Here is a 21,837-nt window from a genome sequence, read left to right on the forward strand (position 1 = left end):
GAGGGCGTCGCTGCCCGGGTCAGGGACCGCCGACGCGGTCGTCCTGCCGAGCCCAGGCGTCGAGGCCGGTCAGCACGCCGCGCAGTCCAACGCCGCGCTCGGTGAGGGCGTAGCTGATCCGGGTGGGTGGGCCGGAGTCCACCTGGCGGCGCAGCAGCCCTTCGTCGGCGAGCTCGCGCAGCCGCTCGGTGAGCACCCGTCGGGAGAGGCCGGGCAGGGCCTCGGCGAGATCACGGAACCGTGCCTCGCCGTGGCCGAGCACGTGCAGCAGGTCGAGGGTCCAGCGCCGGCCGAGCACTTCCAGCGCCGCCGAGGTGGCGGCCGGGAGCCGCCGGTCGAGCAAAGCGGTTACGTTTTCAGTGGTTACTTTTTCAAACCTGGTTTCCCGACCCGTCGGGCGCCCGTCGGGCGCGTCGATCGGGACGGACGGGACGGACGGGACAGGCTCGTCGGCCAGGAAGACGGCGATGCCGTCGAGCACCCGGGCCAGGCCGAACTCGAAGTCCTGGCGTACGGTCGCCGGGGCGGCGCCGGCCTGCCCGATCAGCCGGGACAGCAGTGGATGCCGCCCGGTGCCGAGCAGCCGGGTCAGTGTGGCGCTCTCGGTCGCCCACCACTGCTCGGTGCTCACCCCGCTCCGCCGCTCGTCCTCGGCCTCGGTCTGCACGTACCGGGCGGCGCCCTGCACGTAGTCGCTGACCGTGAGGTAGACCTGGAGCATCGTCGCCGGGTCGAGCCCGAAGTCGTCGATGGCGCCCAGCACCCATTCCACGCTGGCCAGCACGTTCGGCCCGAGCGGAGGCCGCCAGGTGCCGGCGACGATCGGAAGCACCCACGGATGCCGCTGGTACATCGCCCGCTCCCGGCGGGCGGCGAGCTCGATCCTGGCCCGCCAGCCAGCGGGGCCCGGCTCCGGATAGTCGATCTCGCCGAAGACGGACTCCACCATCAGGTCGACCAGTTCGGCCTTGCCCGGCACGTACCGGTAGAGCGACATCGCCCCGGCGTCCAGGGCGGTGGCGACCCGCCGCATCGAGAGAGTCGCCAGGCCGTACGCGTCGGCCAGCTCGACCGCCACCCGCACGATGCGGTCCAGGCTCAGCCCCGCGCCGGCCCCGGCATCGTCACCCACGCGTTCCATCCACTCCCGCCCCACCCGTCGCTACACAGTACGCACACTCGCGTACACTGTACCCACCCAATCACGAGCGTGACGAGGTGACGATATGACCAAGACGACGACAGTACGCCGAGCCGAGCTGGACGACGCTCGAGCGATCGCCAAAACGGTGGGCCGGGCCGGGTGGGACGAGGCGGTGTTCAGCTGGGTGGTGCCGGACGAGAGCGCCCGCTGGGCGTGTGTGCAGGCGTGGGTCGAGTTCGCGGCGGACTGGGTCGGCGGAGTGCTGGAGGCCGGCGAGATCCTGCTGGCCGGCGACGACCCGGCCGAGATCGGTGGCCTGTCGGTGTGGGAGTTCCGTGACGCCGGCCGGGCCGGGTCACCGGCCATCGCCGACCAGGCCCGGGACGACCAGCAGGCCGCCTTCGTCGCCCGGACCTACGGCCCGTACGCGCCCCGGATGGCCCTGGTCGGCGAGCTGATCGCGGCCCGCCACCCCGACCGGGAACCGCACTGGTATCTCCAGCAGATGGCGGTGCTGCCCGCGCTGCGCGGCCGAGGGCTCGGCGGCGCCATGCTGCGGCACCAGCTCGTCCGGGTCGACGCCGACGGGATCGGCTGCTATCTGGAGGCGAGCACCCCACGCAACCGCGCACTCTACGAGCGGTACGGCTTCCGAGCCCAGGGCGAACCCATCCGATTGCCGGATGACGGCCCGGCACTCCAGCCGATGTGGCGGGATCCCCGGCCCGTCCCCGGTCCTGCTCAGCCGCCCTCGTAGCCTTCCCGGCCGGTGGACCGGGTACTGGCCAGCCAGATCCCGAAGCCCATGGCGAGGATGGCGGGCACCTCGATCAGGAGCCGTAGCCCGCCGAACGACAGCGTCTCGTGGAACACCGTCACCCCGATGACGATGCTGGACACCGGGTCGACCAGGGTGATCGAGGTGAGCGGCGCGGCCAGCGGACCGTTCTGGAAGGCGTTCTGGTTCAGCGCCACCGAGGTGAACCCGACCAGGGCCAGCACGTACAGGTGCCAGTCGGTCAGCGTCGAGAGCGGGTCGACGCTGACCCGGTCGGCGACGGACTTCAGCAGCGACGCGGTGGCGGCGTAGAGCAGCCCGCTGGCGATCCCGAGCAGCGTTCCCCGGGCGGCCCCGGTGGCCCGGTGGGCGAGGAGCAGGCAGATCCCGACCAGGGTGCCGCCGATCAGCGCTACTCCGAGCCAGCCCATCAGGGACGGCTGGGCCACCCCCGCCCGGGGCCGGGCCGCGCCGAGGAAGGCGGCGAGCCCGAAGACACAGGCGGCGACCGCGGTGACGTCCCGGGGATGCGGCCTCCGGTGGTCGAGGGCCGCCTCCAGCGGGATCGCCAGGAACATCCCGCTGATCAGCAGCGGCTGGATCAGGGTCAGCGGCCCGAACCGGAGGGCGAGCGCCTGTAGGGCCGTACCGGTGAAGTCGGGGATCTTGGCGAGCAGCCAGCTCTTCCGGCGCAGCAGCCGGATGAACAACCGTGGATCGGCCGTACCGTGCTGCGGTTCCCGTCGCGCGGCGCGCTGTTGCAGGGCGGCCCCGAAGGCGAAGCAGACGGCCGAGCCGAGCGCCAGCGCGACCGCCGCGATCACGCGGCGGTCCCGGCTCCGGAGGGCGGCCCATGCTTCGTACCCACACAACTACGCTACGTGTTGAGATCGCCGCTCACGGACGGATCCGGGGGCCGGTGGTCCAGCCTCCTCGCCCGTACCGTTCGAGCCGGAACGGCGACGGTGCCCGGACCGACCGGGAGAGCTTCCCGGCCCGTCCGAGCACCGTCACACCGAGCACCGTCAGACCGAGCACCGTCACGCCGAGTACCGTCACGCCGAGTACCGGGCATTGGCCACCCGCCCCGCCTCGGCCGGCGCGGCGGCGGGCCGGTAGCCGCGGTCCGCCTCCCGGGTCAGGAGGCGAGCGCTCCGGCGGCCCGCCCCTCGTGCAGGGTGAGGTTGCGGCCGTTCGACGGGTCGAACAGGTGGATCTTCTCCAGGTTGAACCAGAGCCGCCGATTCTCCCCCTCCGCGACGGTGGACTCCGCCGACAGCCGGGTCACCAGGTTCGCCGCACCGCCGCCGAACCCGTCGGCCCCCACGTCGGCGGCGAGTTCCTCCAGCTCCGCCGCGCTGGCCCGCTCACCGGAGACGGTCAGATAGACGTACTTGTCGGAGCCCATCGACTCGACGATCTCGACCGGCGCCTCGAACTCCGTCCCCCGCCCCCGGGTCTGCTCGTCGACCAGCCCGGCGTCCTCGAAATGCTCGGGACGGATGCCGAGGATCAGCTCCCGGGGAGCGTCCTCGGCCGCCAGCTCGCGCCGGAGCCGGTCGCCGAGGGGTACGTCGCCGACCGCCGTCCGCAGCCTCTCCTCCTCGACGGCGGCGTGCAGGAAGTTCATCGACGGCGAGCCGATGAACCCGGCGACGAAGAGGTTCGCCGGGTGGTCGTACAGCTCCTGGGGCGGGCCGATCTGCTGCACCGCACCGCCCCGCATGATCACCACCCGGTCGCCGAGGGTCATCGCCTCGGTCTGGTCGTGCGTGACGTACACCGTCGTGGTGCCGAGCTGCTTCTGCAACCGGGACACCACGGTACGCATCTGCACCCGCAACTTCGCGTCCAGGTTGGAGAGCGGCTCGTCCATCAGGAACGCCTTCGGGCTGCGTACGATCGCCCGCCCCATCGCCACCCGCTGGCGCTGCCCACCGGAGAGGTTCGCCGGCTTGCGGTCCAGCAGCGGGGTCAGCTCCAGCACCTTGGCCGCCTCGGCCACCTTCTGCTCGATGGTCGCCCTGTCCAGCTTGGCGAGCCGGAGCGGGAACGCCATGTTCTCCCGCACGGTCATGTTCGGATAGAGGGCGTACGACTGGAAGACCATCGCGATGTCCCGGTCCCGGGGCGCCCTGTCATTGACCCGTTCCCCGTCGATGCGCAGCTCGCCGGAGCTGATGTCCTCCAGTCCGGCGATCATGTTGAGAGTGGTCGACTTCCCGCAGCCCGACGGGCCGACCAGGATCACGAACTCGCCGTCGGCGATCTCCAGGTCGACGTCCCGGACCGCGACCGTCCCGTCCGGGAAACTCTTGCTCACCTTGTCCAGCACGATGTCAGCCACTGCGACCTCACCCCTTGACGGCGCCGGACGTCAGGCCCGACACGATGCGACGCTGGAAGAACAGCACGAACAGAATGATCGGAATCGTGATCACCACGGCGGCGGCACAGATCGCCCCGGTCGGGTCCTCGAACTGCGACTCCCCGGTGAAGAACGACAGCGCCACCGGTACCGTGCGGGACCGCTCGGTGGAGGTCAGCGAGATCGCGAAGAGGAAGTCGTTCCAGCAGAAGATGAAGACCAGGATCGCGGTGGTGAAGACCCCGGGCGCGGCCAGCGGGGCGATCACCCGGCGGAACGCCTGCCCGGAGGTGGCGCCGTCCATCTTGGCGGCCTTCTCCAGGTCCCACGGGATCTGCTTGAAGAACGCCGACAGCGTGTAGATGGCCAGCGGCAGCGAGAAGGTGATGTACGGCAGGATCAGCCCCGGCCAGGTGTCGAAGAGCCCGAGCGACCGCTCGATCTCGAACAGCGGCGAGACGAGCGAGACCTGCGGAAACATCGCGATCAGCAGGGAGACGCCGACCAGCGCCTTCTTCCCCGGAAAGTCCAGCCGGGCCACCGCGTACGCGGCCATGGTGCCGAGCACCACCGCGACGGCGGTGGCGATCAGGGCGATCCCGATCGAGTTACCCAGGGCCCGGACGAACTGGTTGGTGGAGAAGATCGTGCGGTAGTTGTCGAGGGTCCACTCCCGGGGGACGAAGTTGCCGTCGGTGAGCGTGCCGGTGGTCTTGAACGACAGCGACGCGATCCAGAGCACCGGGACCAGCGCGAAGACCACCACCACGACGTCCAGCAGTCCCCACCGCCACTTCGCCGCGACGGTGGTGTCACTGGCGGCCATCAGAGTCTCCTTTCGTTCGCGACTGCGGTACTCCGCTTCGCTGCATTCCTCGCGCTCACCAGAGCCTTCTTTCGTTCGCGACTGCGGTACTCCGCTTCGCTGCGTTCCTCGCGCTCACCGGCGGCCTCCCTCGTCGGTGCTGCCCGGGGCAGCGGTGCCGAACAGCTTCACGAAGACGAACGCGATGATCGCCACGGCCAGGAAGATCAGCACCGACATGGTCGACCCGATCCCGAGGTTGAGCCCACGGATCAGGTTGTTGTAGGCGAGCATCGACACCGACGACGTCTCGTTCGCCCCGGCCGTCAACACGAAGATGTTGTCGAAGACCCGGAACGCGTCCAGGGTGCGGAACAGCAGCGCCACCAGGATCGCCGGCTTCATCACCGGCAGCATTACCCTGGTGAACCGCTGCCACGCGGTGGCGCCGTCCATCGAGGCCGCCTTGAGCAGGTCCTCCGGTACGAGTGCCAGGCCGGCCATCAGCAGCAGCGCCATGAACGGGGTGGTCTTCCAGATCTCCGCCAGCATGATGATCGCCAGCGCGCTGGCCCGCTCGGTCAGCGGCGCCCCCTCGCCGAAGAGGGTGGCCAGGTATCCGGTGCCGGGCGTCCAGGCGTACCGCCAGGAGAAGGCCGCGACGACGGTGACGATGCCGTACGGGATCAGCGCCGAGGTGCGGACCAGTCCGCGCCCGACGATGGTCCGGTGCATCACGACGGCGAGTCCCATGCCCAGCACCAGTTCGACGGCGACCGTCACGACGGTGATCAGCATGGTCACCCCGAACGCGGTCCACCAGTAGTCGTTGGTGAGCACCGTGACGTAGTTGGCCAGCCCGACGAACTCCCGCTCGTCCGGGAACTTGAGGTCGAAGCGCTGCAACGACAGCCAGACCGAGTAGAGGATCGGATAGGCGGTCACCGCCAGCATCACCAGCGCGGCCGGGGCGCAGAGCAGCCAACCCAACCGGCGCTCGGCCCGCTTCCCCTCGCTCAGTGTCGGCCGACCAACCCGGCCGCGCCGGGGCGCCGGCACCGCGCCGGTCGGACCGGCCCGGTCCACGGCGGTCGCGGTCTCGGTCTCCGTACTCACGGCAGCACCCCCTTGGAATCGAGCGCGTCCTGCGTCGCCTTCCGCATCCGGTCCGCGGTCCGCTCCGGGTCGATCGACGACGGCGGGGAGAGCGTCGCCGACAGCACCGTCGAGATGTTCTGGTACGCCGGGCTGCGCGGCCGGGTCGCCGGATCCTTCAGCTCCTCGAGGATGGTGTCCCGCATCGGGTACGCCTCGGCCATCTCCGGCTCGGCGTAGACGCTCTCGATGGTCGGCGGCACCCCGTCGTTGATCGCGGAGAACTTCTGGTGCTCCGCGTCCCGCAGGCAGGCCGCGGCGTCGAAGGACTCGTCGGGGTGCCGGGAGTACCGGCTGATCCCCAGGTTGAACCCGCCGATCGTCACCTTGCTCGGTGAGCCCGGGTGTACGCCCGGATAGCGCGCCCACTTCACCTTCTTCGCCAGTTCCGGGTCGGCCTCCTGCATCGCCGGGTAGACGAACGGCCAGTTGAGCTGGAACGCGCCCGCCCCGGACTGGAAGTCGAGCCGGGCCTGGTCCTCGATGGTGTTCGAGAAGGAGGAGGTGGTCACCCCGGCGGTGGCGAAGTTCCGCAGCACCTCCAGCGCCCGTACGGCACCGTCGTCGAAGACCGCCCGGCTGCCGTCGTCGTTGATGATCTTGCCGCCGGCGCTGGCCACCAGGGTGTTGTAGAGGACGACCAGTCCCTCGTACTGGGCGCCCATGGTGACCACCCGGTACGGCTGGCCCCGCCCCCGAAGTTCCTGGGCCATCCGGATCATCTCGTCCCAGGTACCCGGCGGCTGTGGCACCAGGTCGGCGCGGTACCAGAGCAGTTGCACGTTGGTGTTCTTCGGCGCGGCGTAGAGCTTCCCCTCGTAGCGGGCGGTCTCCAGCGGGCCGGCCAGGGTGCCGCGCTCGGCCTCGGCCCGACGCTCGCCGGTCCACTCCAGCAGCCAGCCGGCGCTGGCGAACTCCTGGGTCCAGGTCACGTCCAGGCCCAGGATGTCCATCCCCGAGTCCTCGGCGGCGAGCCGGCGGACCAACTGCACCCGCTGCTCGTCGGCGGCCCGGGGCAGCACCCGGTACGCGATCCGGTACCGCCCGCCCGCCTTCGTGTTGCAGTCGTCGACCACCTTCTGGATGTTCTGCTCGGTGGTGTAGTAGAGGTTGATCGTCGGGATGCCGCCGTCGTCCCCGGAGCCGCAGGCGGCGAGCGGCGCCAGCAGGGTCAGCACGGTCAGCGCCGCCGCCAGCCGGAACCGGGGAGGCCGGCCCGGACCACTCCGCTCGGGCTCAGCCATGTCGCCGCCCCGCTCTCCTCCCGACCGCCCCGCCCAGGTCGGCGTCTCGCCGCCCCGCTCTCCTCCCGACCGCGCCCACGTCGGCGTCTCGGCGCGCCGGCCTCCTCCCGGCCGTCCCGCCCACGTCGGCATCCGCCGACCGTGACCGCCGGCGGCAGCCCGCCGACCGCCCGTCGCGCACCTGGTGACCGCTCATCGCGCCGACCCTCCCTCGTGACGGCCGGGGCGGAGACCGTCCCGGCACACGGCGAAAGCACCCCGCCTCCGGCCACAGGCGAACCGCCGGACCGGGCGTGGGTGTCGAACATCCCCACTGCCCAGCCGCCCACCGGCCGAAACATCGACAAACTTCAGCGCCACCGCGCCCGGACCGTGCCCCGGGAGGCGGATCCCGGTCCACTGTGGTATTCCCGGCGGCCGAGCCCTCCGCTACCGTGGGTGCTACCTCCGGCGCCAGCAGGTCGCCGTCGATGCCGACACGCTCCCGGACCGGCCCACGTCGCCCGGTCGGGCGCGTCCCGGCCCGGACCGTCCCGAGCGGCAGGTTCCGAAAGGCGAAACGCGCCCCGTCCCCGCGATCCTTCGGCAGGATCGTCTGCAAGAGGAGGTGCCGCCGTGCAAAATACCCGGACGCTCACCCTGTCCTTCGAGGTCAACGGGCCACCGCCGGTCAGGACCGAAGCACTGTCGATCTTCGCGGCCGGACACCGGCAGGCCGCCCGGGTCCGTACGCTGCTCCAGGCCGCCTGCGCCGCGGCACAGCGCAGCGGCTGGACGGCGTTGACCGAGCCGGTCGCCCTGGAGATCGTGCTGCGCAGCCCGCCGGGTCGACGGACCTCCGACGCGGCGACCCTGATCGGCGGGATCGGCGCCGTGCTCCAGGACAAGAAGCGGGCCGCCGACATCGGCCTCGCCCACCTCGGGGTACTCGCCGACGTCGCGCTCTACGTGGACGACCGCCAGGTCCAGCAGATCTCCTACCGGGAGGAGCCGGCCGAGGAGATGTCGTACGTGGTTCGGGTGACCAGCCTGCCGCCCGTGGTTTGACCCGCGCACCGACGGGACGCCTCCGGATCCCGCTGACCCGCGCCCCGACCTGCCGAAGACCGACGCATGCCGGCGTACCGGCGCTGGCCGTGGGCGTCCGGCCTCCGTACACTCAGTGCGCCGTCACGGCCGACCGTGCCCGTCGCCTGCACCGGATCCGGTCGATCTCTACGGGAGGCCCAGTGCCCGCACTGCCGTCCAGCGTGCCCGCCGCGGTGCTCGACACCACCTCCACCGCGCTGCTGACCGCCGCCGGGAACGGCGAGGTGACCTGGTACAACCGGGCGGCGCAGCGGCTCGGCCAGCTCATCGGCGCGGACATCGGCTCGCTGCCGTTCGGCGCCGCCACCCCGGACGGACCGCCGGTCGAACTGCGCTGCCCGACGGTCGACGGCGCGGTCCGGCACCTGCGGGTGACGTGTCGGCGGCTTCCGCCGCTGCCGCGCACCGACCCGGAGCCGGACGGCCAGTTGGTCTACGAGCTGACCGACGTCACCGAGCAGCGCGCCGACCGGCGCCGCGCCGACGACTACGCCTGGCGGCTGTCCCACATCGAGCAGTTGGCCCGGGTCGGCACCTGGGAGTGGCACCTCCCCACCGACCAGGTGGTCTGGTCACCCACCCTGAAGGCGATGATCGGGCTGGCCCCGGAGACCGCGCTCGACTACCCGACCTACCGGAAGATGATCCACCCGGACGACCTCGGGATGATCGAGGCAACCCTGGACCGGGCGATCCGGGAGGCCAACTCGTTCACCTACACCCACCGGATGTACCTGGCGAACAGCCGGCAGATCCGCGTCCTGGAGTGCTACGGCGAGGTCTTCACCGACGAGTCCGGCCGGCCGCTGCGGATGCTCGGCACGGCACACGACATCACCGAGATCCGGCAGGTCCAGGACGAGCTGGCCTACCTGGCCGAGCACGATCCGCTGACCGGGCTGCCGAACCGGCGGGCGCTGACCGCCCGGATGAGCGAGCTGACCGGCGCCGGTGGCCCGGCGGCGGCCGCACTGCTCCTGATCGACATCGACAACTTCAAGGACATCAACGACCTGCGCGGGCACGCCATCGGCGACGAGGTGCTCCGGCTGCTGGCCCGGCTGCTCCCCGACCACCTGCCCACCGAGGCGGTGCTCGGCCGGCTCGGCGGGGACGAGTTCGCCGTCCTGCTGCCCTCCTGCGACGCCGATCGGGCACTCGCGATCGGGGCCGGGCTCTGTGACCTGGTCGCCCGTACCCCGCTCGCGGTGCGCGGCGAGCCGCTGCGGGTGACGCTGAGCATCGGCGCCGCCCCGCTCGACACCGCCGACGACGACACCCTGCTGCTCGCTCACGCCGACCTGGCGCTCTACCAGGCCAAGGGCGAGGGCCGCAACCGGGCCCGCCTCTTCGCGCCGGAGCAGCACCGGCAGGCCGCCCAGCGGGTCGATCTGGTCTCCCGGGTACGCCGGGCGCTGGACACCGGTCAGTTGCAGCTCGACGCCCAGCCGATCATCGACCTCGGCGACGACCAGGTACGCAGCTACGAACTGCTGATGCGGGTACGCGACGACCAGCACCGGCAGATCGGTCCCGGCGACTTCCTGCCGGCGCTGGAGCGCGGCGACATGATCTACGAACTGGACCGCTGGGTGGTGGAGACCGCCACCGGAGCACTCGCGGCGGCCCGGGCGGCCGGGGTGGAGCTGCGGCTGGACGTCAACATCTCCAGCCGCTCGCTGGAGGATCCGAGCTTCGGTGACTGGGTGGTCGGCACGCTGGCCGCGTCGGGCGTACCCGCGACCCAGCTCGGCCTGGAGATCACCGAGACCACCGCCATCGCCAACCTGGCCGCGGCCCGCCGGCTCGCCTCCACGCTCACCTCGGCCGGCTGCCGGTTCAGCCTGGACGACTTCGGCGCCGGATACGGCTCCTTCGTCTACCTCAAACACCTGCCGTTCAGCGCGGTCAAGATCGCGGGTGAGTTCGTCCGGCAGGCCGACCACGGCGGCTCCGACCCGATCCTGATCGACGCGGTGGTCCGGGCCGCGCACGGGCTCGGGATGCGGACCGTCGCCGAGCACATCGACCGGCCCGAGCTCGTGCCGGTGCTGCGTGGACTCGGCGTCGACCGGGGTCAGGGATACCACCTGGGCCGGCCCGAGCCGCTGCACGAACTGATGGCCCGGACCATCGCCCGGAGCGGCGTCTCCGCGACCAGCCGGTAGCTACGCGCACTACTCGGCGGCCAGCGTCACCACCTCGTCGGCGCAGCCCCAGCCCAGGGTGACGCCGGCACCGCCGTGCCCGTAGTTGTGGACCAGCCGGGCCGGTCCGGCCAGCCCGGAGGCGTCCTCGGCCAGCCGGGCCCCGCCGAGCCGGCCGGGCCGCAGCCCGGCGAGCTGCCCGCGCACCGGCGCTGCGGCCAACTCCGGGACCAGCGCGACACACCGGGCCAGGATCGCCGCGCCGGCTTCGTCGTCCGGCCCGGTCTCCGTCCGGTACGGCTCGAAGGTGCCGCCCAGCACCACGTCCCGGCTGCGCGGGTGTACGTAGGTGATGCCGGCCGGGTTCCCCTCGTCGCGTACCGAGGTGGTCAGGCCGGGGTTGCCGACCAGCACGATCCGGCCCCGGATCGGGTGCACGGCCGGATCGTCGGCGAGCTTGCCGGCGGCCAGCCCGGTCGCGTTGACCACCAACGGCGGGCGCTGCGCCGACGGCCACAGTTCGGCCGCGATCCCGGGCACGTCGGCGAGCCGCTCCACCCGGTACCGACGCACCGGCACGTCCAGCCCGGCGAGCCGCTCGACCAGCCACTCCAGGTACGGGCCCATCTCGACCGTCGGCACGGTGAACCGCCACTGCCCGGCGTACCCGTCGGGGGGCGGGACGGCCCGGAAGTCGGGTACCGCCGGGGCCCACCACGGGTCCTCGGTCACCGGCTCGCGCAGCAGCATCCGGGTCGGCCGCATCACCACCCCCGGCACCTGCTGCCGGGCCTGCTCGGCGAGCACCTCGAAGGTGCGCCGGGCCCAGCCCAGCACCCGAGGGTCACCACTGGTCCGGGTCGGGTACCAGACCGCGGCGGCGACCCGGGAGACCGTGTCGGCCGGCTCGTCGGCGGTCAGCACCGTCACCCGGGCTCCCACCTCGGCCAGCCGTACCGCGGTGGTCAGGCCGACCACCCCCGCGCCGAGCACCACGACGTTCCGCATCCGACCAGCCTGCCGGTCAACCCCGCCGGACGTCCACCGCGACGTGGCCCGTCCGACCGGTCCGCCGGTCAACCACGCCGGACGTCCACCGCGACCACGTAGCGGCCGTCGGTCCGGGTCAGTTCCAGGGCCCGTACCGGCAGTGCCTGGTCGCTGCCGGGCGCGACCCGCAGGCCCAGCCCGTAGGTGAGGTAGCCCTCGAAGTCGCCGCCGAAGGCGTATCCGCGCAGGGTGGGATAGCCGAGTTCCGGGGCGGGCGAGGTGGTGACCGAGGAGCGACCGCGCTCGTCGTGCGCCTGGGCCTGGACGAACCGGATCCGCAGGAAGGCGTTGCCCGGCAGCCGGATCGGCTCGCCGGTCCCCTCGGCCGGGATCCGGCCCAGGTAGGCCAGTTCGTAGGAGGGGAAGCCGCCCCGGAAGGAGAACGAGATCCGGGTGTACCCGGGGCGCTGCTCCGGGTGGTCGGCCGCCCGGATCTCCACCAGGTACGGCAGCGGCGGTGCGGGTGGCGGTGCCACCGGTGGGCGTACCGGGTGCCGGACCAGTGCCGGTTCGGCGGGCACGGCCCAGCCGTACGCGGTCCGGAACGAGGTCACCTCCTCGTCGGGTACGGGGCGGGTCGGGGTGCCCGGGGCGGTGGTGCCGTCGCCCGGGGGTGCGGTGGGGCGGGCGGGATCCGCCGAGGTCGAGGCCGACGGCGGATCGGGCGGGGTACCGGGGCGGGGTGCCGGATCGCAACCGGCCAGCCCGACGAGCAGTACGACGAGAAGTGGCGGTAGGCGGTGTCGTCTCATGCCGCTGTGACGCGCGACCGGGGCGCCCGGTTTACCGGGCCCGGGTCAGCGGTTAGCGGCGACCCGGGGGACGTCTCCGAGCCTCGACGCGAGAAAACACCTCCCGCAGGGTAGCGGCAATCTCACTCCAGGTCCATACAGGAAGACCCCTAAACCGTGCCGGAACCCCGTAAGTAAATAAACTTGCTTGACGAGGGATCAATGAGGGTTTCTACGCATGAAAGGTACGACTATGCTCAGGACCGTGAAGGAAGACATGGACCGCGAGCTCAGCGCTTCCACCCGGACCCAGCGCTACGTGGTGGTGTCCGAGGTCGTCGTCGAGGTCGAGAACGACTACCGACTCCGCGCGGCGGCACTGGCCAAGTTGGACGCCGTGGCGTCCAGTACCCCCGAGGGGCTGGAGCGGATGCGCAGCCGCATCGAGGGCGACACCGCGGTCGCGCTCGACTTCCTCACCGATCCCGTCGCGGCCATCGCCGCCGCGGACGGCATCCGCGCACACGGCCACGGCATCCGGGTACGCCGCTATCTCCCCCGGGACGACGGCGACGGCGTCCCGGGAGGCGAGGAGCGGTAACCATTCCGCCGACCGGACCGCCCCCGGCGCAGCGGGGCGGATCCGGCCGGCGGCGGCGCCGGTCGGGCGGCGTTACCGGGGCACGATCCGCTCGACCAGCAGCGGCACCAGCCGGTCCGCCTGGTCGTCGAGATAGAAGTGACCACCGGGCAGCGAGTGCACGTCGAGTCCGGCGGTGGTGTGCACCACCCAGCGACGCGCGTCGGCGGTGGTGAAGGTGTGGTCCCGGTCCCCGACGATCGCGGTGACCGGGCAGTTCAGCGGCTCACCGGCCGCATACCGGTAGGTCTCGATCAACCGCAGGTCGCCCCGGACCATCGGCAGCGTCAACTGCCGGATCTCGTCGAGTTCCAGCAGCTCCGCGCCGTCCCCGCCGAGTTCCCGGAGGTACGCGACCACCCCGTCGTCGTCGCGCAGGTGCACCCCGAGCGAGCGTCGGGCCGACGGCGCCGGACCGGCCGACGCGAAGAGCCGGCGCACCGTCAGGGAGTCGCTGCCCCGCAACCGGCGGGCCACCTCGAAGGCGACCACCGCACCCATGCTGTGCCCGAAGAACACCACCGGTCCGGTCAGTTCCCGCTCGACCGCCGCGACGATCTCGTCGACGAGTACGGTCATGTCGTCGACGATCGGCTCGCCGTACCGGTTCTGCCGGCCGGGGTACTGCACCGCGATCACCTCGATCGAGTCCGGGACGAGACTCGCCCAGCCCCGGTAGCCCGCCGCCCCGCCACCGGCGTGCGGAAAGCAGACCAGCCGGACCGTGGCCCGGGGCGCGGCTCCGAAGCGGAGGAACCAGTCGTTCGTGACCCTGCCGTACGTGCTCACCGGTGCAGCCCTTTCCCTCGATGGAACGCCCCCACACGGGGCCGGGCGGTCACCCGTTCTCCTTGGCAGCCGGGCCGGAGCGGCTGCCGAACGTACGGTCCAGTGCCGCGTACCGCTCGTCGGCCGTCTCCTCGTCGGCGGCCTGTTCCAGGGCGAGCGCCCGGACCAGGTCGTGGAAGAAGTACCGGGCCTGGTTGGAACCGTCGACCTGGGCGACGTCCAGCAGTCGAGCGTCGACCAGTTGCTCCAGCAGTTCCCGCGCGGTGGCGAGGGTGACGTCGAGCAGCACGGCGGCGGTCCAGATGGCGAACCGGGGCGCGTCCAGCAGGGCCAGCAGCCGGAAGGCACGCCGGGCGGGCTCGCCCAGCCCCTGGAGGCTCAGCGCCACGCTGGCCCGGACCTCCAGGTCGCCGATCCGGAGTTCGTCCAGCCGACGACGCTGGCTGGAGAGCCGGTCGGCGAGCCGGGCCAGCCGCCAGTGCGGCTTCGCGGTGAGCCGGGCGCCCGCGATGCGTACGCCGAGCGGCAGGTGGCCGCAGAGTTCGACGATGCGTACCGCCGACTCCGGCTCGGCGGCCACCCGGGCGGCACCGACGATCTTGGAGAGCAGCTCCAACGCCTGCTGGTGTTCGAGGACGTCCAGGTCGATCAGGGGTACGCCCTCCAGCGCCGCCAGCCGGGCCCGGCTGGTCACCATCGCCGCGCAGGTCGGGCTCTCCGGCAGCAGCGGGCGTACCTGCTGCTCGCTGGCGGCGTTGTCGAGGAGCACGAGCACCCGCCGTCCGGCCAGCCTGCTCTGGTAGAGCTGGATCCGCTCCGCCATCGACGGCGGGATCTCCGACGCGTCCATCCCGAGCGCCCGCAGGATGGTGCCGAGCAGGTCGACGGGATCCGCCGGCTGCGGTCCGGCACCGCGCAGGTCGAGATAGATCTGCCCGTCCGGGTACGACGAGCGCAGCAGGTGCCCGACGTGGATCGCCAGGGCCGTCTTGCCGAGCCCGGCCATCCCGCCGATCACGCAGGCGAGCCGCCGCCCGCCGTTGTCCGCCCGGGTACGCAGCAGCGCGACCACCTGGGCGGCCTCCCGGTCCCGGCCGGTGAAGTCCGCCACGTCCGGTGGCAGCCTCGCCGGCAGCGGTTCGGCCAGGATACGCCGGACGGTGACCCGGGCCTCCGGTGCCGGCAGGCTGAGCGACGCCTCGGCGGCCAGGACGGACTTGTGCAGGTCCTGTAGCTCGCGCCCCGGGTCGATGCCGAGTTCCTCGGCGAGCAGGTGCCGGTAGTCCTGGTAGCTGGCCAGCGCGTCCGCCTGCCGGCCGCAGCGGTAGAGCGTCAGCATGAGCTGGCCGCGCAACTGCTCGCGGAGCGGATCCGCGGCGACCAGTCCGGTCAGCTCGACGACCAGCCGGCCGTGCTGGCCGAGCGCCAGTTCGGCGTCGATCCGGTCGCCGAGCGCGGCCAGCCGCGCCTCCTCGAGGCGGGGCCGCTCCGCGTCGCTGAGGAACTCGGTCACCCCGGCGAGGGCGGGACCGCGCCACAGCGCGAGGGCACCCCGCAGCGCCTCGGCGGCGTCGGCCGGCCGGCCCTCCGCGAGGGCGTCCCGGCCGCGCGCCGCGAGCTGCTCGAAGCGCACCAGGTCGAACCGCTCGGGCGCGACCCGCAACACGTATCCGGGGCGCTGCCGGACGATCTCGGCGTCCGGAGCGAGCTTGGCGCGCAGCCGGGAGACGTACGTCTGGATCTGCGCCGCCGCGGTGACCGGCGGATCGTCGCCCCAGAGTACGACGGCGAGCCGCGAGTCGGAGACCACCCGTCCCCGCGCGAGCAGCAGTACGGCGAGCACGGTGCGTACCTTGGACGCGCTCAGCTCGACCACACCGGTCGAGTCGACCACCTCGACCGAGCCGAGGATCCGGAATTCCATCTCTCTCCACCGGGGGTGGCCGGTCACGCCCGCGTCGCTGGCGTCGGCCGGCGCCGGAGTCCCCTGGGTGCCGAGCATCAGGACCACCTCCCGCCGCGCGTCATCGGAAGTCCTTACCGTGGCTCACCGCGAGCGGCGGGCCGACGGCTCGGTAGCGGCGCCGTGTCTCGTTGTCCAGGTCCTCGTAGACCGGGTCGAGGGCGTCGGCCATGAACAGCTCCCGCATCAGCGCTCGCTGCACCTTGCCACCGGGCGACTTGCGCACCTTGCCGGGGCGCAGGAAGGCCACGTTGGCGACCCGTACCCCGAAGCACCGGCTGAGCCAGTCCTTGACGCTGCGGGACAGCGACGACAGCGCGGCCGGGTCGGCCGGCTCCGCCTGGACCTCGTGCAGGACGACGATCTCCTGCCGGGGCGACGGCACCGCGAAGACCGTGCCGGTCAGGTCGGCGAAGCGGGTGTCGGAGGTGCGTACCGCCTTCTCCATGTCGTGCGGATAGAGGCTCCGCCCGCCGATGACCAGCATCTCCCGCATCCGGCCCAGCACGTACAGTTCGGCGTCGGACCTGACACCGAGGTCACCGGTACGCAGGTAGCCGCCCTCCCCGTCGGCGGTGGCCATCTCGAAGACCCGGTCGCTCTCCACCACGCGCCGCCAGTAGCCGGAGGCCACGCTCCGGCCCCGGATCCAGATCTCGCCGAGCCGTCCGTCCGGCAATACCGCTGTGGTTTCCGGGTCGACAATCTTGACGTCAAGACCATTTACCGTGCCGCTGCTGACAAGTGATCTCGCCGCCGCCGCGTCGGCCGCCGCCGGCAGCAGGATGTTCTGTTCCAACCGGCTCGGATCGAACCGTTCAACGGCGAGCGGCCGACCGGGCCGGGTGCCGGAGACGAACAATGTCGACTCGGTGATGTGATAGCCGACCCGCACCGCCTCCCGACGGAAGCCGGCCGGCGCGAATCGGTCGGCGAATTCGATCAGCGGCTCGGGCTCGATCGGGTCCGCGCCGCCGACGCAGGCGTGCTCCCACCGGGCCAGGTCCAAGCCCCTGACCTGCTCGTCGGCCACCTCCCGCGCACACAACCGGTACGCGAAACCGGGCGCCGAACTGAGCCGCGCATCGTATTTGTCGATGGCTTTCAACCACCGGACCGGATCAGTAAAGAAATCATCGGCTGTCATGAGTACGGTGGTGGCGCCGCGATAGAGCGGTTCGAGCAGCATCTCGATCAGACCGGCGCCGTCATGCAATGGCAACCAGCCGAGGGAGCGGTCCCGCGACGAAAGTGAAAAAGCGTCGCGAAATATCTCGAAGTTGTGCGCCAGGTTCTCATGACTGATCATTACGCCTTTGGGATCACTCGTGGATCCCGTCGTATAGCGCAACAATGCGAGCGCACCCGGACTAATATGCGTCGGGCCGTCCCACGCACCCGGCACAGCCGGCCCGGCAAGGTCGGTGGCGGTGCAGAGCAGCCGGTCCAGTCCGTCCTGACTCATCCAGTCGGAGACCGTGACCAGGCTCCCGCTGTCGGTCAGCACGATGCGCGGATCGGAGTCCAACGCGATCCCGGTGGCCCGCATGAGGTGGTGCTTGTCCCCGTCGGGCAGCGGGGCGGGCACCGGAACGACGCCGGCATACATACAGCCCAGGATGCTTTTGACGAACTCGAGCCCGGTCGGATAGAGCAGTAGAGCCCGATCACCGGGACGACAGCGGTCCCGCAGTCGGCCGGCCAACTCCCGGGCAGCCCGGTCCAGCTCGCCGTAACGCAACGATTCCGAACGTTCTTCACGTTCGCTCCAGCGGAGGAGGACAACAGCCTCCCGGTCCGGATCCCGGCCAGCGTGTCGGGCGACCCGCTCCACCAAACCCACGATTCCCACCCGCATTTCCCCCCAAAATGTTGGCTACGGGAAGCGTGGCCAACCACGGCGGGCCCCCGAATGAGCGACAGGCTCCCAGCGGCCACGACCGCGGACGCCAGAACTCCCCAAACGCTCACGGACGGTTCCGCCTACAATATCCGTGCACGGATATTCAATCAAGTCAGGTTGGAGACAGCGATAAGAACTTCGAGCGAAACATCAGGAAAACGCCCCGTCGCTTATCGGGGCCGGGCCTTCACTACCGAAAGGTAACCTCGTCTGCATTGCCACAATGTCCCGTCCACCAGGACAATTGGCCCGGCCGGCCGGGATACTTCCCGTTTCTTTGCCGACGCAAACAACATAGTCGGGCGTACGTCTGGATACGGCCGCGTATCCAGAAGACAAGACAGTTTCACATACTCGCCGCCAGCCGGGCGGCCCGCCGCCAGAGCAGGCCGGGCAGACTCGGAAATAGCGGACGACACGCGAGAAGCCCACCCGGGCGGCCGAGGGGGCTGCCAGGGCGGGCTTCCGCTCGCGGGGTCAGGCGTTCGAGGGCTCCGCCATCGCCACCGCGATCTGTCGAGGGCCGGTGAACGGCTCGCGGCCGTGCGCCGCGAGCATGTTGTCGACCACCAGCACGTCGTCGTACTGCCAGTCGAAGCGTACGGTCGCGGCCCGGTAGCAGTCGCGCAGGTGGGAGATGACGTCGTCCGGGATCCGGGACCCGTCGCCGTAGTACGTGTTCGTCGGCAGGTCCTCCTCGTCGAACATCTCCAGGACCCCCTCCCGGACGTCCTTCGGCAGCGTCGTCACGTGGAAGAACGTCGCGTGGTTGAACCACACCGTCTCGCCGCTGACCGGGTGGGTGTGCACCGGCTTGCGGATCGCCCGGGTCCGCAACCCGCCGCCGTCCCGCCATTCGGTCTCGATCCCGTTGGCCGCGCAGTACTCGGTGACGGCCGCCTGGTCGTCGGTGTTGAAGATCTGCTGCCAGGTGGTGCCGAACGAGCCGTGGAAGTTGCGCACCACCATCCAGCCCCGCCGGACGAACTCCTCGCGGATGGTCGGGTCGATCGCCCGGTACACCTTCCGGATGTCGGCCAGCGGGGTCGCACCCCGGGTGGCCGGCGCCTGCCGGCAGTAGAAGTAGAGGGTGAGCGGCCACACCGCCTGGTAGGAGTTCTCGTTGTGCAGGAAGATCTCCTCTTCCGGCGGGTAGTCGGTCGAGGTGTAGACCTGCCCCTTGATGGTGCTGCGCGGCGAGGAGCGCTCCGAGTAGGTCAGCGGCGGGCCGGAGAGCGCGCGTACCACCGCGTCGAAGCCGTCGACCCCGCCGACGGAGAAGCCGCGCAGCAGCAGCGCACCCCGCTCGTTGAGGATCTTCCGCAGGTCGGCGCGCTCGGCCCGGATCAGCTCCCCGATCTCGGCCCCGGCCGACTCGCGGGTGACCAGGTGCGGCATTGTTCCGATGTCAGTAGTGGAGTGAGTCATGGGTCCGGCCCTTCGGTCTGGACAACTCCGCGCGGTGTGGGGCGGAAAGGGTTCAGTCGGACATGGCCACCAGGACCCGACGCCGTCCGGTGAACGGACGCCGGCCGTGGCCGACCAGTACGTTGTCGATCAGCAGCACGTCGCCCTGCCGCCAGTCGACGTCGACGGCGTTCTCCAGACCACGGTCGCGCACCTGGATGACGTACTCGTCCGGGATCGGGGTGCCGTCGGCGAAGGTGACCAACTGCGGCAGCTCGTCCGGCGGCAGCACCTCGGCCAGCGACTTCGCGGTGTCGTCACCCAGCGCCGCCGGGTGCCACTGGTCCGACTGGTTGAACCACACCTCGACCCCGGTGACCGGGTGCCGGGTGGTGGAGGGGCGGTCCTGGGTGACCCGCAGCCCACCGTCGGACTTCCACTCCCAGCTCGCCTCGGTGCTGCTCAGGAACGCCTCGACCTCGTCCCGGTCGGCGGTCTCGAACGTGTCCTGCCAGCTCTTGCCGAGGCCGAAGCCGTCGTGCAGGTTCTGGGTGTAGCGGACCCCGCCGGCGTACGCGGCGCGCACCTCCGGGTCCAGCGACTCCAGCCACCGGACGGCGTCGACCACCGGAGTGGCGCCACCGGTCTCCGCCGCCGTGTGGCAGAAGAACATCAGCCGGGACGGCCACTGGTGGGCGTACGACAGCTCGTTGTGCATCGAGATGGTGAACTCGGGCGGGTACTCGGTGGAGGTGTAGACGTTCTTCCCCACCTTGGTACGCGGCGAGTTGCCGTGCACGTACGCCAGCCGGTTCGGCAGCAGCCGGTCCATGACCGGGTCGAGCGTCTCCTCGGTCACCTGGAAGCCCCGGAAGACCAGCGCCTTCTCCGCGGTCAGCAGCTTCTCCAGGTCCGGCGTCGTCGAGAGGTAGTCGACCAGCCCCTGCGGGCTCCCCTCGACTCCGGCGCCCGCCGGGTCGATTTCCATCGGTCTCCAGGTCTGGTGACCTTCCATCGGACTCTCCCTTCGAGGGGACTCCCGCGAAGGTGGAGACCGGTAGCGGGAATCGGAAGGTAATACGTCGGTGACACAGCCGTCATCCAGTCCAAGGATGCCGGCAAGATCTATACTTTCTCGATACTGCGGCCATCAGGCCGCTCGGCACCCGTCCCGGCACCGCCGCCAGCACCGCCAGCGGCGCCGCCGTTCGCGGCCCGGCCACCGGCCATCCGGGTGATGTCGTTTCGGCCAGGAGCGGCGTGCCGGCCCAGCCGGCGGACGAGCCGGGCGTTGTCCGGACTCCTGGCGATGCTCCGCACCGACGGGCTGAGCAGGGCGAGCAGCACCAGCGAGGCCATCACCGCGCTGAGCAGCAGCACGGTCGCCCGGACTCCGGCACCGCCCAGCAGCACCCCGCCGGCCAGCGCGCCGAGGAAGTTCGATCCCGAGGCGAGCAGCGTGGCGACGGCGCCGATCCGGCCCATCATCGGGTCCGGAGTGATCCGTACCATGTAGACCCCGCCGACCACGTTGAACAGTCCGCCGACGTAGCTGTTGGCGGCGAAGATCACCGCCAGGCTGACCGGATCGGTGGTGAACGCCATCAGCGGCACCGTCAGCGCCCAGGCGGCGAGCCCGCCCACCACCAGGGCCCGCAGCGTGGCCCGGCGCATCCACCACATGCCGCTCAGCGCGCCGAGCATCCCGCCCACCCCGCTGGCCCCGATCACCGCGCCGACCACCGCGGCCGAACCGCCGCCGTTGCGGATGGTGACCATCAGGGCCAGGGTCAGCGCCTGGAAGACCGCGTTGCTGATCGCGACGTAACCCAGCACGGTACGCAGGAACCGCTGCTGCCACAGCCAGGCCACGCCCTCGGCGATGTCGGCGCGCAGCGTACTCGGCTTGGCCGCCCGGGGCTGCTGGAAGGGCTTGCGGATGAACAGCAACGCGAGCAGCGAGCCGAGGTGGGCGACGGTGGTGAACAGGAACGGCGCCCACCGGGCCACGGTGAACATGACGCCGCCCAGCGGCTGGCCGATCAGCACCGCGGCCCGGCCACGGGTCTCGTTCTGGGTCAGCGCCGCCGGCAACTGTTCGGCCGGGACCAGGTGCCGGACGGCGGCCCGCTCGCCGAGTTGGTAGAAGACGCTCAGGCTGGTCTGCACGAACGCCACGACCATGAGCTGGGGTACCCAGACATGGCCGAGCAGCACCGCCACCGCCACACTGCCGGTGGCGACGAGGCAGCCCACGTCGCAGATGATCATCATCCGGCGCCGGTCCCAGCGGTCGACGAACGCGCCCGCCGGCAACTGCACCAGCAGGTGCGGCAGCAGCGCGGCAGCGCCGACCAGGCCCGCGTTGCCGGCCGACCCGGTGTACCAGAGCACCAGCATCGGGTACGCGATCGAGGTGATCCGAGCCCCGATCAGGGTGCCGGCCGCTCCGACCCAGAGCAGCAGGAAGTCCCGGTTTCGGTGCAGTGGGGTGGTCGGCGCGGGCGGACCGCCCGGGTCGGACGGCACCGCCGCACCGGACGGTGTCGACGACGGACCAGGCGGTGTCGACGACGGCCCTGGCGATGTCGACGGACCGGGCGATGTCGACGACCCACCGCGCG

The 21,837-nt window shown here is 71.3% G+C and carries 19 protein-coding genes; 4 read left to right on the forward strand and 15 right to left on the reverse strand.

Translation table 11 applies throughout. The features are described from left to right. Window positions 1-19: 19 nt before the first annotated feature. Entirely contained in the window at window positions 20-1,132 is a 1,113-nt protein-coding gene (locus tag Pma05_RS01760; protein ID WP_203855437.1) for a TetR/AcrR family transcriptional regulator C-terminal domain-containing protein, read from the reverse strand. A gap of 94 nt (window positions 1,133-1,226) precedes the next feature. On the opposite strand from Pma05_RS01760, the gene Pma05_RS01765 reads away from it, so the two are divergent. Further along, window positions 1,227-1,901, forward strand: a complete 675-nt coding sequence (locus Pma05_RS01765; RefSeq protein WP_203855438.1) for a GNAT family N-acetyltransferase — start codon at window positions 1,227-1,229, stop codon at window positions 1,899-1,901. Here the strand turns inward: Pma05_RS01765 and Pma05_RS01770 are convergent. The 6 genes from Pma05_RS01770 to Pma05_RS01795 all read right to left on the reverse strand — a co-directional run bounded on the left by Pma05_RS01770 (window position 1,886) and on the right by Pma05_RS01795 (window position 7,494). After that, complete coding sequence (locus Pma05_RS01770) at window positions 1,886-2,746, reverse strand: DMT family transporter (protein ID WP_203855439.1); 861 nt, start codon at window positions 2,744-2,746, stop codon at window positions 1,886-1,888. The two genes, Pma05_RS01765 and Pma05_RS01770, sit on opposite strands and share 16 nt — an antisense overlap. A 73-nt stretch (window positions 2,747-2,819) precedes the next feature. Next, on the reverse strand, window positions 2,820-2,966 hold the full coding sequence (locus Pma05_RS01775) for a hypothetical protein (protein WP_203855440.1): 147 nt from the start codon (window positions 2,964-2,966) through the stop codon (window positions 2,820-2,822). A gap of 94 nt (window positions 2,967-3,060) precedes the next feature. Then, the gene (locus tag Pma05_RS01780; protein ID WP_203855441.1) at window positions 3,061-4,269 is read right to left on the reverse strand and encodes an ABC transporter ATP-binding protein; all 1,209 of its coding nucleotides are present in this window, start codon (window positions 4,267-4,269) and stop codon (window positions 3,061-3,063) included. A 7-nt stretch (window positions 4,270-4,276) separates the two neighbouring features. Beyond that, window positions 4,277-5,116 (reverse strand): carbohydrate ABC transporter permease, encoded by an 840-nt coding sequence (locus tag Pma05_RS01785; protein ID WP_203855442.1) that lies wholly within the window; start codon window positions 5,114-5,116, stop codon window positions 4,277-4,279. Between the two features lie 114 nt (window positions 5,117-5,230). Continuing rightward, window positions 5,231-6,211: a carbohydrate ABC transporter permease gene (locus Pma05_RS01790; RefSeq protein WP_372441414.1), complete on the reverse strand. Its 981-nt coding sequence runs from the start codon at window positions 6,209-6,211 to the stop codon at window positions 5,231-5,233. After that, on the reverse strand, window positions 6,208-7,494 hold the full coding sequence (locus Pma05_RS01795) for an ABC transporter substrate-binding protein (RefSeq protein ID WP_203855443.1): 1,287 nt from the start codon (window positions 7,492-7,494) through the stop codon (window positions 6,208-6,210). Before Pma05_RS01795 ends, Pma05_RS01790 begins: the two co-directional genes overlap by 4 nt. 615 nt (window positions 7,495-8,109) lie before the next feature. Between Pma05_RS01795 and Pma05_RS01800 the strand changes: the two genes are divergently transcribed. Further along, window positions 8,110-8,541: a hypothetical protein gene (locus Pma05_RS01800; protein ID WP_203855444.1), complete on the forward strand. Its 432-nt coding sequence runs from the start codon at window positions 8,110-8,112 to the stop codon at window positions 8,539-8,541. A 182-nt stretch (window positions 8,542-8,723) separates the two neighbouring features. Then, on the forward strand, window positions 8,724-10,751 hold the full coding sequence (locus tag Pma05_RS01805; protein ID WP_203855445.1) for a putative bifunctional diguanylate cyclase/phosphodiesterase: 2,028 nt from the start codon (window positions 8,724-8,726) through the stop codon (window positions 10,749-10,751). A 9-nt stretch (window positions 10,752-10,760) separates the two neighbouring features. Here Pma05_RS01805 and Pma05_RS01810 read toward each other — a convergent pair whose 3' ends face one another. Further along, a complete protein-coding gene (locus Pma05_RS01810; protein ID WP_203855446.1) occupies window positions 10,761-11,738 on the reverse strand; it encodes an FAD-dependent oxidoreductase in 978 nt (325 codons plus the stop codon). 68 nt (window positions 11,739-11,806) lie between these two features. Continuing rightward, a complete protein-coding gene (locus Pma05_RS01815) occupies window positions 11,807-12,532 on the reverse strand; it encodes an AMIN-like domain-containing (lipo)protein (RefSeq protein WP_203855447.1) in 726 nt (241 codons plus the stop codon). 244 nt (window positions 12,533-12,776) lie between these two features. Between Pma05_RS01815 and Pma05_RS01820 the strand changes: the two genes are divergently transcribed. Continuing rightward, window positions 12,777-13,112, forward strand: a complete 336-nt coding sequence (locus Pma05_RS01820; RefSeq protein WP_203855448.1) for a hypothetical protein — start codon at window positions 12,777-12,779, stop codon at window positions 13,110-13,112. 72 nt (window positions 13,113-13,184) lie between these two features. On the opposite strand, the gene Pma05_RS01825 is transcribed toward Pma05_RS01820, so the two are convergent. The 6 genes from Pma05_RS01825 to Pma05_RS01850 form a co-directional block, all read right to left on the reverse strand. Next, a complete protein-coding gene (locus Pma05_RS01825; RefSeq protein WP_203855449.1) occupies window positions 13,185-13,940 on the reverse strand; it encodes a thioesterase II family protein in 756 nt (251 codons plus the stop codon). Window positions 13,941-13,989: 49 nt separating this feature from the next. Further along, window positions 13,990-15,942: an AfsR/SARP family transcriptional regulator gene (locus Pma05_RS01830; RefSeq protein WP_203855450.1), complete on the reverse strand. Its 1,953-nt coding sequence runs from the start codon at window positions 15,940-15,942 to the stop codon at window positions 13,990-13,992. A 22-nt stretch (window positions 15,943-15,964) separates the two neighbouring features. Beyond that, window positions 15,965-17,761: a fatty acyl-AMP ligase gene (locus Pma05_RS01835; protein ID WP_239311506.1), complete on the reverse strand. Its 1,797-nt coding sequence runs from the start codon at window positions 17,759-17,761 to the stop codon at window positions 15,965-15,967. A gap of 522 nt (window positions 17,762-18,283) precedes the next feature. After that, the gene (locus Pma05_RS01840; RefSeq protein ID WP_239311508.1) at window positions 18,284-19,204 is read right to left on the reverse strand and encodes a TauD/TfdA family dioxygenase; all 921 of its coding nucleotides are present in this window, start codon (window positions 19,202-19,204) and stop codon (window positions 18,284-18,286) included. An 82-nt stretch (window positions 19,205-19,286) separates the two neighbouring features. Then, complete coding sequence (locus Pma05_RS01845) at window positions 19,287-20,201, reverse strand: TauD/TfdA family dioxygenase (protein ID WP_239311510.1); 915 nt, start codon at window positions 20,199-20,201, stop codon at window positions 19,287-19,289. Window positions 20,202-20,338: 137 nt separating this feature from the next. Beyond that, complete coding sequence (locus tag Pma05_RS01850; protein WP_203855454.1) at window positions 20,339-21,742, reverse strand: MFS transporter; 1,404 nt, start codon at window positions 21,740-21,742, stop codon at window positions 20,339-20,341. Window positions 21,743-21,837: the final 95 nt, after the last annotated feature.

Source organism: Plantactinospora mayteni (assembly GCF_016862935.1).
In the GTDB taxonomy this organism is placed as follows: domain Bacteria; phylum Actinomycetota; class Actinomycetes; order Mycobacteriales; family Micromonosporaceae; genus Plantactinospora; species Plantactinospora mayteni.